The sequence below is a fragment of the Rhizobacter terrae genome (genome assembly GCF_003852895.1).
Lineage (GTDB): Bacteria > Pseudomonadota > Gammaproteobacteria > Burkholderiales > Burkholderiaceae_C > Albitalea > Albitalea terrae.
The window spans coordinates 725,016-738,246 of record NZ_QUSW01000002.1; the positions used below are offsets into that span (position 1 = coordinate 725,016).

At 64.7% G+C, this 13,231-nt stretch carries 13 protein-coding genes; 7 read left to right on the forward strand and 6 right to left on the reverse strand.

The window, feature by feature from the left end; translation table 11 throughout:
• Window positions 1–14: 14 nt before the first annotated feature.
• The 6 genes from DZC73_RS10400 to flhD all read right to left on the reverse strand — a co-directional run bounded on the left by DZC73_RS10400 (window position 15) and on the right by flhD (window position 4,350).
• Window positions 15–671, reverse strand: a complete 657-nt coding sequence (locus tag DZC73_RS10400; protein ID WP_124540145.1) for a protein phosphatase CheZ — start codon at window positions 669–671, stop codon at window positions 15–17.
• Window positions 672–682: 11 nt separating this feature from the next.
• Entirely contained in the window at window positions 683–1,084 is a 402-nt protein-coding gene (gene cheY / locus DZC73_RS10405; protein ID WP_124540146.1) for a chemotaxis response regulator CheY, read from the reverse strand.
• Between the two features lie 51 nt (window positions 1,085–1,135).
• Window positions 1,136–2,095, reverse strand: coding sequence for a flagellar motor protein MotB (gene motB, locus DZC73_RS10410; protein ID WP_124540147.1), 960 nt, complete (start codon window positions 2,093–2,095; stop codon window positions 1,136–1,138).
• A 21-nt stretch (window positions 2,096–2,116) separates the two neighbouring features.
• Entirely contained in the window at window positions 2,117–2,977 is an 861-nt protein-coding gene (motA, locus tag DZC73_RS10415; protein WP_124540148.1) for a flagellar motor stator protein MotA, read from the reverse strand.
• A gap of 406 nt (window positions 2,978–3,383) precedes the next feature.
• Window positions 3,384–3,920, reverse strand: a complete 537-nt coding sequence (gene flhC / locus DZC73_RS10420; protein ID WP_124540149.1) for a flagellar transcriptional regulator FlhC — start codon at window positions 3,918–3,920, stop codon at window positions 3,384–3,386.
• Window positions 3,921–4,023: 103 nt separating this feature from the next.
• Window positions 4,024–4,350: a flagellar transcriptional regulator FlhD gene (flhD, locus tag DZC73_RS10425; protein ID WP_124540150.1), complete on the reverse strand. Its 327-nt coding sequence runs from the start codon at window positions 4,348–4,350 to the stop codon at window positions 4,024–4,026.
• A 574-nt stretch (window positions 4,351–4,924) separates the two neighbouring features.
• On the opposite strand from flhD, the gene DZC73_RS10430 reads away from it, so the two are divergent.
• From DZC73_RS10430 to DZC73_RS10460, 7 genes are all read left to right on the forward strand, one after another.
• Entirely contained in the window at window positions 4,925–6,376 is a 1,452-nt protein-coding gene (locus DZC73_RS10430; protein WP_124540151.1) for a flagellin N-terminal helical domain-containing protein, read from the forward strand.
• Window positions 6,377–6,906: 530 nt separating this feature from the next.
• Window positions 6,907–8,358, forward strand: coding sequence for a flagellin N-terminal helical domain-containing protein (locus DZC73_RS10435; protein WP_124540152.1), 1,452 nt, complete (start codon window positions 6,907–6,909; stop codon window positions 8,356–8,358).
• 112 nt (window positions 8,359–8,470) lie between these two features.
• On the forward strand, window positions 8,471–9,928 hold the full coding sequence (gene fliD / locus DZC73_RS10440) for a flagellar filament capping protein FliD (RefSeq protein WP_124540153.1): 1,458 nt from the start codon (window positions 8,471–8,473) through the stop codon (window positions 9,926–9,928).
• A gap of 255 nt (window positions 9,929–10,183) precedes the next feature.
• A complete protein-coding gene (fliS, locus tag DZC73_RS10445; RefSeq protein WP_124540154.1) occupies window positions 10,184–10,588 on the forward strand; it encodes a flagellar export chaperone FliS in 405 nt (134 codons plus the stop codon).
• A 53-nt stretch (window positions 10,589–10,641) separates the two neighbouring features.
• Window positions 10,642–10,941 carry a flagellar protein FliT gene (locus DZC73_RS10450; RefSeq protein ID WP_124540155.1) on the forward strand — a complete coding sequence of 100 codons (300 nt, stop codon included), beginning with the start codon at window positions 10,642–10,644 and terminating at the stop codon, window positions 10,939–10,941.
• A gap of 11 nt (window positions 10,942–10,952) precedes the next feature.
• Entirely contained in the window at window positions 10,953–11,693 is a 741-nt protein-coding gene (locus tag DZC73_RS10455; RefSeq protein WP_235835067.1) for a flagellar brake protein, read from the forward strand.
• Window positions 11,694–11,854: 161 nt separating this feature from the next.
• The gene (locus DZC73_RS10460) at window positions 11,855–13,159 is read left to right on the forward strand and encodes a tryptophan--tRNA ligase (protein ID WP_124540392.1); all 1,305 of its coding nucleotides are present in this window, start codon (window positions 11,855–11,857) and stop codon (window positions 13,157–13,159) included.
• Window positions 13,160–13,231: the final 72 nt, after the last annotated feature.

Consider the following 13,231-nt stretch of genomic DNA (forward strand, 5'->3'; position numbering starts at 1 on the left):
ATGGATGTCTCGCTTCAGAAGCCGAGGCTGGCGAGCAGGTCGTCGACCTCGCCCTGGTTGGCCACCACGTCGGTGCGGGTTTCCGGGTCCACCACCGGGCCGTGCAGCATGTCCGGGTCGGTGCGGTGAGCCTGCGCGGCCGCGGCCTGGTCGGCCGGCGCCGCCTGAAGCAGCAGCTTGACCAGGCTGTCTTCCAGGTCGCCGGCCAGCTTCACCACCTTGGCCACCACCTGGCCGGTCAGGTCATGGAAGTCCTGGGCCATCATGATGTCGGTCAGGTGCTGGTCGATGCGCGCAGTGGCAGCCTCGACGTCACCCACGAAGTTCATCACCGAGCCCGAAGCCACAGCCTTGACCGGGTCGGCGATGATGGCCTGCGCCATCTCGCGGGTTTCGCGAGCAATCTTCTCGTGTTCAGCCTTGGCCTGGTCCACCGAATTCAGCACCTTCTCGGCGGCTTCGCCGGTCTTCTTGGCGACATAGTTCAGGCGGCTGCGGGCATCGGGCAGGTTGTCGGCGGCGATCTGCAGGTTGGGCATCACGCCCAGCTGCTCCAGTGTGTCGTGCAGCAAACGGGTCAGGTGGCCCAGCTGCTGGTAGACCACCTCCGAGGTGGCCTGGGCATGCGTGCCGGCTGGCGGCGCGAGCGTGGTGGAGTCGTCCATCTTCATGTTCTTTCTCCTCAGGCCGCAGCCATCAGTTTCTGCATGATCTTCTGAACCTTCTCCTCCAAGGTTGCCTTGGTGAAGGGCTTGACGATGTAACCGGCGGCGCCGTCCTGCGCCGCACGCACGATGTCTTCCTTGCGGGCTTCGGCGGTCACCATCAGCACCGGCAGGTGCTTGAGGCTCTCGTCCTTCTTCACTGCAGCGAGCAGTTCGAAGCCGTTCATGTTGGGCATGTTGATGTCCGACACCACGAAGTCGAACTTCGCGTTCTTGAGCATGTTCAGCGCGACGGCGCCGTCTTCGGCTTCCTCGGCATTGTTGTAGCCGATCTCCTTCAGCAGACCGCGCACGATGCGGCGCATGGTCGAGAAGTCGTCGACGATCAGGAACTTCATGTCGGTGGAAGGGGTGCTCATGGCGGTCCTCGTTTGCTTTGGCCGTGTCGGGGCGTTGCAGGCCTCAGGCCCTTATCGGGATGCGGTGGGCAAAATTGAGGGCCCACCTGCGCTGGTTTGTGAATTGCTGGGCTCCGGATCGGACAAATCCACCGGTTCCGTGCTGCGGCCGAAGAAACGGTCCTCGGCTTCGCGGTTCATGACGATGATGCTGATGCGCCGGTTGGCCGGGCTGGTCGGGTCGTTCTTGTCGTACGGGGCGCTGGACGCCAGCCCCTGCACCCGCAGCACCCGGTCGTCGGGCATGCCGCCGGCGATGAGTTCGCGCCGCGAGGCGTTGGCCCGGTCGGCCGAGAGCTCCCAGTTGCTGTAGCCGCGGTCGCCGCCCGGGAAGGCCTGGGCGTCCGTATGCCCTTCCAGGGTCAAGCGGTTGGGCACCTCGGTGAGCACGCTGCCGATCAGCCGCAGCAGCTCACGCATGTAGGGCTGCACCACCGCGCTGCCGCTGGCGAACATGGGGCGCTGGTTCTCGTCCACGATCTGGATGCGCAGGCCGTCGGCCGTCATGTCCAGGCGGATCTGGCTGCGCATCGCGGCCAGCTTGGCGTTGCCGGTGAGCGCCATGTCCACCTTGTCCTTCAGGCGTTCCAGCCGCTCGGCCTCGGCCTTGCGCTGCGCGTCCTTGAAGGCCTGCAGGTTGATGCGCTTCTTGCGGTCCTCGTTGTCGCCGTTCTTGGTCTGGCCGCCCTGGCGCGACAGGTCGGTGCCGCCGCCCTTGATGATGTGCGACGAATCGCCCGAGCCGCTGCCGCCCATCATCGCCACCTTCAGCGGCGAGTTGAAGAAGTCGGCAATGCCCTTCTTGTCGCCTTCCGTCGTGGAGCCCAGCAGCCACATCAGCAGGAAGAAGGCCATCATGGCCGTGACGAAGTCGGCGTAGGCGATCTTCCAGGCGCCGCCATGTGCACCATGGCCGCCCTTCTTGATCTTCTTGACGATGATCGGCTGGAGTTTTTTCGAGTCACCGGCCATGGTGACCTCCCCGCGCCGTCATCACTTCTTGCCTTTCACATGGCCTTCGAGTTCGGCGAAGGACGGACGCTCAGTGGAGTACAGAACCTTGCGGCCGAACTCCACCGCCACCTGCGGCGCGTAGCCTTGCATGCTGGCCAGGAGCGTGGTCTTGATGCACTGCAGCTCCTTGCCGTTCTCGTCGATCTTCTGTTCCATCAGGCCGGCCAGCGGCTCGGCCACGGCGTAGGCCAGCAAGATGCCGAGGAAGGTCCCGACCAGGGCGGAGCCGATCATGCCGCCCAGGATGGCGGGCGGCTGGCCCACCGAGCCCATGGTGTTCACCACGCCCAGCACCGCAGCCACGATGCCGAAGGCCGGCAGAGCGCCGGCCAGGCGGGCGATGGCCGCGGCGGGCGCGTGGGCTTCGTGGTGGTGCGTCTCGATCTCGCTGTCCATCAGGCTTTCGATCTCGTGCGAGTTCAGGTTGCCCGAGACCATCATGCGCAGGTAGTCCGTGATGAACTCCACGACGTGGTGGTCGTTGCCCACCGTCGGGTATTTCTGGAACACGGCCGAGCTGTGCGGATCCTCGACGTCCTTTTCGATGGACATCAGGCCTTCCTTGCGCGCCTTTTGCAGGATGTCGTAGAGCAGCGCCATCAGTTCGAGATAGCGTGCCTTGGAATACTTCGAGCCCTTGAGCAGCCCCGGCAGCGCGCCGATGGTCGCCTTCAGCACCTTGGGCTGGTTGTTCACCACGAACGCGCCCAGGGCGCCGCCCAGGATGGCCATCAGTTCGGTGGGCAGGGCGTGAATGATCACACCCATGTTCCCGCCGTGGATGATGTATGCGCCGAAGATGCAACCCAGCGCTACGACATAGCCAATGATGACGAACATGTTGAGGGGGCGTTTGGTTCAGCGGGTTTATCGGCCCGCACGCGGATCACTTGAGATGACTGGCTGCAAAGTTTGCCGATGAACGCGCACCGGTGATCGGTCCAACAACACCCTTTCCCGACCCCAAACCTCGTCCGACAACCAGACAAGCGAGCGAAGCAAGCGCAGATCAAGCAACGCCCGCGGAACCGGCTGCGCCGGTCCGCAGGGTGGCGCCCCTCGGGGGCAGGAGCGAAGCGACTGGGGGGCCAAAAAAAAGGCGGGCCTCAAGGGCCCGCTGTGGAAAGCACAATGGTTTGTGCCAGGAGGAGACAAGACAGAAAAAACGACCGGATACGTGAATGATCTATCGGCGTGATTTCTCGAAACTTAAGGACTGGGTTAACTCAGTTCGACAATCCGTGAATTAGTGCATTTGAATGCCACCCGCGGTGCGCCCCTTGCCGGCACGGGCAGGCGGGTTGCACAGGCCGCAGACGTAGTGCTTGGCGATTTCGTGCGGATGGGTCACGAACTTGCCGTGGCACTTGGAGCATTCGGTGAGGGTCAGCATGCCGTTGTCCACGAACTTCACCAGGCGCCAGGCGCGGGTCACCGACAAGAGGGCTTCCAGGCCCTGGGCGGTGGTCTGCTCCTGGTAGAGCTGGTAGGCCTTGATGACGGTGTCGATCTCGTCCATCTCGGCGACCTTGTTCAGGTACTCGTGGATGTTCAGGAACAGGCTGGCGTGGATGTTGGGCTGCCAGGTCATGAACCAGTCGGTCGAGAAGGGCAACTGGCCCTTGCTGGGCGACTTGCCGGAGACTTCCTTGTAGAGACGCAGCAGGCGCTCATAAGACAGATCGGTTTCCGATTCCAGGACCTGCAGGCGGGCACCCAGACGAATCAGGGTGACGGCACGTTCGATCTGCTTGGCTTCGGTGAGGATGCTCTTGGCGCGCATGGTGTGTCTCTCTTCCTGAAATCTTGTGTGGAGCTTCGATCTTTGAGGCTCAGGACCGTTCCGGCTGAGCCCGTCGAAGCCTTCTTCGACCGCGGTGCCTGGTTCAGGCGGCTTCTTGATGGCGGCCGGCCATCAGGATGCTGGCGTGCAGGCGGGTCGTCGTGTCGTTGGCGGCGCCGGCCTTGCCATGGTTGGTCAGCAGGCTCCAGACCAGGTCGTCGTCCATGCGGAACTTGCACAGCAGGGTGTTGCCCGAAGCGATCTTCATCATCTGGGCAGGGGACAGCAGAGCGATCAGGGCAGCGTTCTCTTCGCTGATGCCAAGGCGATACAGGGCTTGTTCGCGGTCGGCGCGGATGAGGCTCTGGGCCAGCATCAGGTACGACAGGTTGGCTTCGCGGATTTCGCTGAGGATCTGGTCTGCGTTCATGTGTCTGGCTCCGGTTTGATGAGTGAGATGTCTGTCTGCTGTCTTTGTCTCGGCGACGTCGTTTGCATCACCGTGAGACGAATTGTGAAGAAGCGAGAAGGCTTGAAACATCAGGTCACTTCCGTCGCTTAAGTCCCGGTTATTCCATAGACCGTGTCAGGCAACTTCCTACAGGAACACCCTAGGCAATCCGCCCTTGCCTTCCCTGTTCCGGTGCCGATAGGGGAAATCGCCGGTCTTTTCGTGCCAGTTGCTTGGATGAAAGGACTTGACATCCAAAAGAGAACTGACTCACGAAATGTGACGGCATCCCTAAAGTTCTCGAAATGCACATCCGATAAGCATCCCAACGCACTTGGAAAACCCTTCAGGAGCGTGGTCCGGTTAGCCGGCCGTGGTTCGCAGCGAAGAAGCGCTTGAGGACTTTCGGTTGACTAGCGTCGGGCGGTCGGATGCGAAGGGCATAGGGGCCCCCGCACCGACAGGCAACGGTGCCGCGAGGCAAATGCATCAAGGCACCGCGTGTAACGCCGGCTAGGCCGGGAGTCCCTTCAACTTTAGGAGTCTTTCAATCATGGGTATGTCGATCAATACCAACGTCTCGTCGCTGACGGCACAACGCAGCTCGAGCAAGGTCCAGGACCAACTGTCCACGTCCATGGCCCGCCTGTCTTCCGGCCTGCGCATCAACAGCGCCAAGGACGACGCCGCCGGCCTCGCGATTTCCGAGCGCTTCAGCACGCAGATCCGCGGTCTGAACCAAGCCGCTCGCAACGCCAACGACGCCATCTCCCTGGCGCAAACCGCTGAAGGCGCACTGGCGTCCGTCGGCGACAACCTGCAGCGCATCCGCGAACTGTCGGTTCAATCGGCCAACGCCACCAACAGCGCCTCTGACCGCGCCGCTCTGCAAGCAGAAGCTTCGCAGCTCGTCGCTGAAGTGCAGCGCGTGGGCACGCAGACCGCCTTCAACGGCATCAACCTGCTCGACGGCTCGTTCACCAGCAAGGCCTTCCAGGTCGGTGCGAACGCCGGCGAGACGATTTCCATCGCCTCGATCCAGGACGCCCGCACCTCTTCGCTGGGCAGCCACACGCTGACCACGAACGGCACGGTCGTCGGCACCACGGTGACCGGTTCGGCTTCCAACAACGGCATCGGCGCGGAAACCAATCTGACGCTGACCACCAGCGCCGGCACCTCCAGCGCCATCAGCTACGGCGCCAACGCCGGTGCTGACGCGATTGCCTCGGCCATCAACACCGCCGGCGCGAACGTGGGCGTCACCGCCACCGCTTCGAACAGCGCCGTGCTCGACCAGCTGAGCGGCCCGGGCACGATCAGCTTCACGCTGGGCGCCGGTGCCACCGCCGTGTCCGCCGTCGTCGCTGACCAGAACGACCTGAGCTCGCTGGTTTCCGCCATCAACGGCGTGGCCGGCACCACCGGCATCACCGCGTCGTTCACCTCGACCAGCGCGAAGAACTCGATCACGCTGAGCACGACCGACGGCCGCAACATCGGCCTGGGCGCCTTCGCCAACAGCACCGCCGGTAACGACACCGTGCGCTTCGGTGGCCAGACCCTGACGGAAGGCGGCACGGTCGCCGCCATCAAGACGGGTACCGTCTCGCTGTCGAGCACCAAGGGTGCCCTGTCGGTGGGCAGCTCGAACGCTGACGTGTTCAACGCCACGAACAGCTCGTTCTCGTCGCTCGCCGCGATCGACCTGTCCACCGCCGCCGGCGCTACCAGCGCGCTGTCGGTGATCGACTCGGCCCTGAGCCAGGTCAACAGCGGCCGCGCCGACCTCGGTGCCGTGCAGAACCGCTTCTCTTCGACGATCTCCAGCCTGCAGACGACCAGCGAGAACCTCTCGGCCTCTCGCAGCCGCATCCAGGACGCGGACTTCGCCTCGGAAACGGCCAGCCTGTCTCGCGCCCAAGTGCTGCAACAAGCTGCCACGGCGATGGTGGCGCAAGCCAACCAACTGCCGCAGCAAGTGCTGTCGCTGCTGCGCGGCTGATCCAGAGCAACGGGGTAATCGGATACGGTGCAAGCCGCATCCGGCATGGGGCCCGAGCCCGTGGGATTTCGATCTCACGGGCTTTTTTGTTGCTTGCGTTTCGGTCGGGTTGGGCAAAGGCGTGAGTGGGCTGGGGGCGCTGCTCCGCTCATGTCCCCCGGACCGGGCTGCGCCCGGTCCTCCTCCTTTACTTCGCTACGCAGCGCCCCCAGCCCACCCACGCCTTTGCTGTTGCGGTTTTGCGTTTTCTCGTCGAGCACACCCATCGGTTGTTGAGCGGCAGGCGGCACAAACAGCCTTGAATTAGCCGCCCTTCCAGCCGCTTTTCATCCCATTGCCCGCATCAAGGCCTCTCCACAATCGCTCCCATCACCCTCATGGTTTCGTACTGAGAGTGAAGTTCGGCGTCAGACGGCCTATCGCCGACAGCGTGCACAGCCAAAGCGTGCGTTGTCTGCGGTGGACCCAGGAAGTCCGGACGCACGTGGTGGCCTTCGGGCCGCGAGTCCAGCGATTTCAGGAGACCCACCGTGGCCCAAACCATCAACACCAATATCTCGTCGCTCACTGCGCAACGCAGCGCGACCAAGGTACAGGATCAGCTCTCGACCTCGATGGCCCGCTTGTCTTCGGGCCTGCGCATCAACAGCGCCAAGGACGACGCGGCTGGCCTGGCCATTTCCGAGCGTTTCACCACGCAGATCCGTGGCCTGAACCAGGCGGCGCGAAATGCCAACGACGCGATCTCTCTCGCGCAGACCGCTGAAGGCGCCCTGGGCAGCACCAGCGACAACCTGCAGCGCATCCGCGAACTGGCCGTGCAGGCCGCCAACGCGACCAACAGCGCCTCCGACCGCGCCGCTCTGCAAGCAGAAGCCTCGCAGCTCGTGTCCGAAGTTCAGCGCGTCGGAACGCAGACCGCCTTCAACGGCATCAAGCTGCTCGACGGCTCGTTCAGCGGCCAGACCTTCCAGGTCGGCGCGAACGCTGGCGAAACCATCGGCATTGCCTCCATCGTCGACGCCCGCACCTCGTCGCTGGGCAGCCACACGCTGACCACCAACGGCACTGTCACCGGCACGGTCGTGACCGGCTCGGCGTCCAACAACGGCATCGGCGCGGAAACCAACCTGACGCTGACGACCACCGCGGGCACCTCCAGCGCCATCAGCTACGGCGCCAACGCCGGTGCTGACGCCATCGCAGCGGCCATCAACACCGCCGGCGCAAACGTGGGCGTCACCGCCACGGCGTCGAACAGCGTCGTGCTGGACCAATTGAGCGGCCCGGGCACCATCAGCTTCACGCTGGGCGCCGGTGCCACTGCCGTGTCCGCCGTCGTCGCTGACCAGAACGACCTGAGTGCCCTGGTCTCCGCCATCAACGGCGTGGCCGGCACCACTGGCATCACCGCATCCTTCACTTCGTCCAGCGCGAAGAATTCGATCACGCTGACGACCACCGACGGCCGCAACATCGGCCTGGGCGCCTTCGCCAACAGCACCGCCGGTAACGACACCGTGCGCTTCGGCGGCTCGACCCTGACCGAAGGCGGCACGGTCGCCGCCATCAAGACGGGTACCGTCACGCTGGCCAGCACCAAGGGTGCCCTGTCGGTGGGCAGTTCCAACGCCGACACCTTCGGTGCCACCAACAGCTCGTTCTCGTCGCTGGCCGCCGTGGACCTGTCCACTGCGGCCGGTGCCAGCAGCGCGCTGTCGGTGATCGACTCGGCCCTGAGCCAGATCAACAGCTCGCGCGCCGACCTCGGTGCCGTGCAGAACCGCTTCTCCTCGACGATCTCCAGCCTGCAGACGACCAGCGAGAACCTCTCGGCCTCTCGCAGCCGCATCCAGGACGCGGACTTCGCCTCGGAAACGGCGGCCCTGTCTCGCGCCCAGGTGCTGCAGCAAGCTGCCACGGCGATGGTGGCGCAGGCCAACCAGCTGCCGCAGCAGGTGCTGCAACTGCTCAAGGGCTGATCGGCCCCTCGTGCAAGAAAAGCCCCTCCCCGCACGGCGAGGGGCTTTTTTGCTCTCAAGTTCCGGCCGCGCGCGCCGATAGAGCCCGAAGAACCGCAGGAATCAAGCGTTCATGGCAACCCTCTCATCACCAGGCATCGGCAGCGGGCTGGACGTCAACAGCATCGTCACCCAGCTCGTCGCGCTGGAGCGCAAGCCCATCGACGACCTGAAGTCGGCCGCCTCGACGATCCAGACCAAGCTCTCGTCGTTCGGGCTGCTGTCCAGCTACACCTCGAACCTGCGCGACATTTCCGACAAGCTCACCCAGGCGAGCTTCTGGACCGGCACCGCCGCCAATTCCAGCGACGCCAGCGCCGTGGCGGTGTCGTCCACCAACACGGCGACGGCCGCCAACTACCTCGTCAACGTCACCAGCCTGGCGCGCGCGCAGAGCCTGGCCTCGGCCACGCCGTTCGCCACCAGCACCTCGACGGTGGGCACGGGCAACCTGCACATCGAGCTGGGCTCGTGGGACGACGGCCTCACCACCTTCACGCCCGACGCCAGCAAGGTTGCGGTGGACGTGGCCATCGATGCCGGCTCCAACACGCTGGACGGCATCAAGACCAAGATCAACGCGGCCAACGCCGGCGTCACGGCGTCCATCGTGAACGATGCGAGCGGCGCCAAGCTGGTGCTGACCTCGACCTCCACCGGCGCCAAGAGCGCCGTGCGCATCACTGCGACGGACGACGACGGCAACAACACCGACGCGGCCGGCCTGTCGGCACTGGCCTTCAACCCGCCGGTCTCCAGCGGCCAGATGTCGCAGACCCAAGGCGCCAAGAATGCGGCGGCCACCGTCAACGGCCTGCCAGTCACCTCGGCCACGAACACACTGGATGGCGTGATTTCAGGCGTGACGCTGACGCTCGGCAAGGAGACCACCTCGCCCGTGCAGGTGAACGTCTCGCGCGATACCGCGTCGATCAAGAAGGCCATCACTGATTTCGCCAAGGCGTACAGTGACATGAACGGCTACATCACGACGCAGACCAAGTACGACGCCACGACCAAGAAGGCCGCGGCGCTGCAAGGCGATCGCAGCACCTTGACCGTGCAAAGCAACCTGCGCAGGCTGTTCACCGACAACAGCAGCGCCTCGCTGGTGTACTCGCGCCTGTCGGACGTGGGCCTGGAAATCCAGACCGACGGCACGATGAAGGTCAACGACGCCAAGCTGAGCGCGGCCCTGGCCAGCAACCCGGCCGAAGTCTCCAAGCTCTTCATGAGCACCACCTCGGCCGATCCGAACGAGCAGGGCTTCGCCGTGCGCGCCAAGGCACTGGCCACGCAGCTCATCGGCAGCGGCGGTGCCATCACCACGCGCACCCAGAGCCTGCGCGACAGCGTGACGCGCAACCAGAAGCAGCAGGACGACATGGAAGCCCGCGTGGCCCTGACCCAGGCGCGGCTGACCAAGCAGTACGGCTCGCTGGACACCACGCTCAGCAAGATCAACGCGACTAACAGCTCGCTGACCCAGTCGCTGAAGGCGCTGGCGGCTCAGACGAGCTCGGGCAACTGACGGACACCCAGGAAGGGGTGGCACTGAAGGACGTGCCCACGTCCGGCGCCTTCGAGGAAGAAGGCGTCCGGCGTGGGCACGGTTCGTTTCGGGGCCCGGATGCCGTCCATGTGCAATTTCTTCAAACCCCGCGGAACTTGAGCCTGGAAAAGCCCCGTCCGGCCCCCGCATTACCGCCACCTGACTCCCTTCAAGTTCTGGCGCCCAGTGGCCGATAACTGAGCAGACACCAACGCACCACCCAGGCAGAACACCATGTTTGCACCCTTCAAGAGCCAGGCCAACGCCTACAGCAAGGTTCATGTCGAGACCGGCGTGGAAGGCGCCGACCCGCACCAGCTGGTCACCATGCTGCTGGACGGGGCCCTGAGCGCCATCGCCCAGGCCTCGGGCGCCATCGAGCGCGGCGACGTTCCGGCCAAGTGCAAGGCGATCGCCCGGGCGGTTCTCATCATCGACGAAGGCCTGCGCGGCGCGCTGGACATGCAGCAAGGCGGCCAGGTGGCGGCCACGCTGCAGGACCTGTACGCCTGCGTGCTGCTGCGCCTGACGCAGGCCAACCTCAAGAACGACACGGCCATCCTGCGTGAATGCACCCAGCTGCTGGCCCCGATGCGCGACGCCTGGGTGTCCATCAAGCCCCAGAAGATTGCCGCCTGACGTTTCGAATCGAAGTTCTCATGCACGACTACAGCTTTATCAGTGGAGCCCACATGAACCCCGTCCTCCTGAATTACTACGAGGCGATCGAGAGAGCCAGCCAGGACATGCTCGAAGCAGCCCGCGCCGGCAACTGGGACCATGTGGTCAAGCTGGAAGGCGCCTGCGCCTTGCTCATCTCCCAGCTCAAGCATGCGGCCTCCAAGCAGTCGCTCGGGCCTGAGGAGGCGCAGCTGAAGTCGCGCATCATGCAGCGCATCCTGATCAACGACGCCGAGATCCGCCAGCTCGCCGAGCCGTGGCTGGAAGACCTCGACAACATGCTGGCCGGCCGCCCCAAGACCCTGCACTGAGCACATCATCGATGTCCGCACGCCCGATGGACAAGAGCAGCGCCATGGACGACTTCCGCATCAACTCGCAGGCGGAGATCGCCACGATCCTGAAGCGGTTCGCGGACAGCCACGTCCACATCAGCCTGACCGCGCCGAACGGCACGTCCATTACCGCCACGCTGTGGCTGATCGACCCCAAGCGCGGCATCGTGAGCCTGAGCGTGCTGCCTGACGAACCTCAGCTGGACGCCATCGTCGAATGCGACGAGGCGATGGTGGTGGGTTACCTGGACAGCATCAAGATCCAGTTCGACGTGCTCAACCTGATGGTGGTGCACAGCGGCCGCGACGTGGCCCTGAACGGCAGCTTCCCGCAGGAGATCTTCCGCTTCCAGCGCCGCAACGGCTTTCGCGTGCAGCCGATGATGCGCACCTCGCCGGTGGCCAAGTTCCGCCACCCGATGATTCCCGACATGCAGCTCGCGCTGCGGGTGCTCGACGTGAGCATCGGCGGCTGCGCGCTCTTCCTGCCCCACGACGTGCCCACGCTGGACCCCGGCGTGCTGATGAACGGCGTGGTGGTGGACCTGGACGCGGACACCCGCGTCAACACCGGGCTGCGCCTGCAGCACGTGACCTCGATCAACCCCGACTCCCACGGCGTGCGCCTGGGGTGCGAGATGGTCTCCCCCTCCAACGATGGCCTGCGCGCCCTGCAGCGCTACATCGACCAGACGCAGAAGCGCCAGCGGATGCTGGCCAAGGAGTAGCCGTGTACATCGGCTGAGATTTCACGCCCGCGGATGTCGATGGACCTGGACGGTCACATCGGCCATGTGGCGGGCGGATATCGACCCCTGAGCGACGTTCGCTGCCTCAAATGGGTCGCTACAAAGCAGCCGATCGTTTGGCGGCAAGCGAAAATCACGTCATGACGATCCGTGTACTCACCGGCATTACCGCCAGCGGCACGCTGCACCTTGGGAACTACGTCGGCGCCATCCGTCCCTGCATTACCGCCAGTCGCAAGGCCGACGTGGAGAGCTTCTTCTTCATGGCGGACTATCACGCGCTCATCAAGATCGACGACCCGCAGCGCATCGAGCGCTCGCGGCTACAGATCGCGGCCGCTTGGCTGGCGGCGGGCCTGGACCCGACCAAGGTCATCTTTTACCGCCAAAGCGACATCCCCGAGATTCCCGAACTGACTTGGCTGCTCACCTGCGTCACCAGCAAGGGCCAGATGAACCGGGCTCACGCCTACAAGGCAGCAGTCGACGCGAACCTGGCCGAGGGCGAGGACCCCGACGCCAACATCTCGATGGGCCTGTACAGCTACCCCATCCTGATGGCCGCAGACATCCTGATGTTCAACGCCCACGTGGTGCCTGTGGGCAAGGACCAGCTGCAGCACATCGAGATGGCGCGCGACCTCGCTCAGCGCTTCAACCATCTGTTCGGCCAGAGGCAGGACTTCTTCACGCTGCCCGAAGCCCAGATCGACGCAGAGATGGAACTGCTTCCCGGCCTCGACGGCCGCAAGATGAGCAAGAGTTACGACAACGTGATCCCCTTGTTCGAGGGCGGCGAGAAGGCGCTGCGTGAGGCGATCGCGCGCATCGTCACCGATTCCCGACTGCCCGGCGAGCCCAAGGACCCCGACGGAAGCGCACTCGTCACGATCTACGACGCCTTTGCAACGCCGGCGCAGCGGGCCGCGTTGCGCGCCGAACTGCGCGCGGGCCTCGCTTGGGGCGAAGCCAAGCAGCGCCTGGTCGAGCTGATCAATTCCGAGATCGGCCCGATGCGCGAGAGGTACGACGCGCTACTGGCCCGTCCCGAACGCATCGAGGCCACGCTGCTGGAAGGTGCCACCAAGGCCCGCGCGTTGGCGGCACCGCTGCTGGCGAAGCTGCGTGAGGCTGTGGGCCTGCGGCGCTTTCAGACGGTCTTACCAGCGGACGCCAAGGCCGTGGGAGGGGGGAAGCCTACGCTGCCAGTGTTCAAGCAGTATCGCGAGTCCGACGGGCGGTTCTACTTCAAGCTGAGTGCCGCCGACGGGCGCGTCCTGCTGCAAAGCCAGGGCTTTGACGATGGCCATCATGCAGGCGCGTGGATCAAGCGCCTGAAGACCGATGGCGCCGCGGCGCTGGTTGGGGCACCGGTCAAACGGGGCGATGGCGTGAGCGAAATCGATCTTGCGCGAGCGCTGTCGGCCCTCACCGCCGCAGAGTAGCCCAGTTGCCTACCCCGGCCCACCGGCGTCTATGGTCAGTGCCGGTGCGAGACGGGATCTCGGCCGTCAGGG

Bases quoted from the DNA above. Each gene is read 5' to 3' on its own strand.
- DZC73_RS10400 (WP_124540145.1), bottom strand. From the start codon at position 671: ATGAAGATGGACGACTCCACCACGCTCGCGCCGCCAGCCGGCACGCAT.
- cheY (WP_124540146.1), bottom strand. From the start codon at position 1,084: ATGAGCACCCCTTCCACCGACATGAAGTTCCTGATCGTCGACGACTTC.
- motB (WP_124540147.1), bottom strand. From the start codon at position 2,095: ATGGCCGGTGACTCGAAAAAACTCCAGCCGATCATCGTCAAGAAGATC.
- motA (WP_124540148.1), bottom strand. From the start codon at position 2,977: ATGTTCGTCATCATTGGCTATGTCGTAGCGCTGGGTTGCATCTTCGGC.
- flhC (WP_124540149.1), bottom strand. From the start codon at position 3,920: ATGCGCGCCAAGAGCATCCTCACCGAAGCCAAGCAGATCGAACGTGCC.
- flhD (WP_124540150.1), bottom strand. From the start codon at position 4,350: ATGAACGCAGACCAGATCCTCAGCGAAATCCGCGAAGCCAACCTGTCG.
- DZC73_RS10430 (WP_124540151.1), top strand. From the start codon at position 4,925: ATGGGTATGTCGATCAATACCAACGTCTCGTCGCTGACGGCACAACGC.
- fliD (WP_124540153.1), top strand. From the start codon at position 8,471: ATGGCAACCCTCTCATCACCAGGCATCGGCAGCGGGCTGGACGTCAAC.
- fliS (WP_124540154.1), top strand. From the start codon at position 10,184: ATGTTTGCACCCTTCAAGAGCCAGGCCAACGCCTACAGCAAGGTTCAT.
- DZC73_RS10450 (WP_124540155.1), top strand. From the start codon at position 10,642: ATGAACCCCGTCCTCCTGAATTACTACGAGGCGATCGAGAGAGCCAGC.
- DZC73_RS10455 (WP_235835067.1), top strand. From the start codon at position 10,953: ATGTCCGCACGCCCGATGGACAAGAGCAGCGCCATGGACGACTTCCGC.
- DZC73_RS10460 (WP_124540392.1), top strand. From the start codon at position 11,855: ATGACGATCCGTGTACTCACCGGCATTACCGCCAGCGGCACGCTGCAC.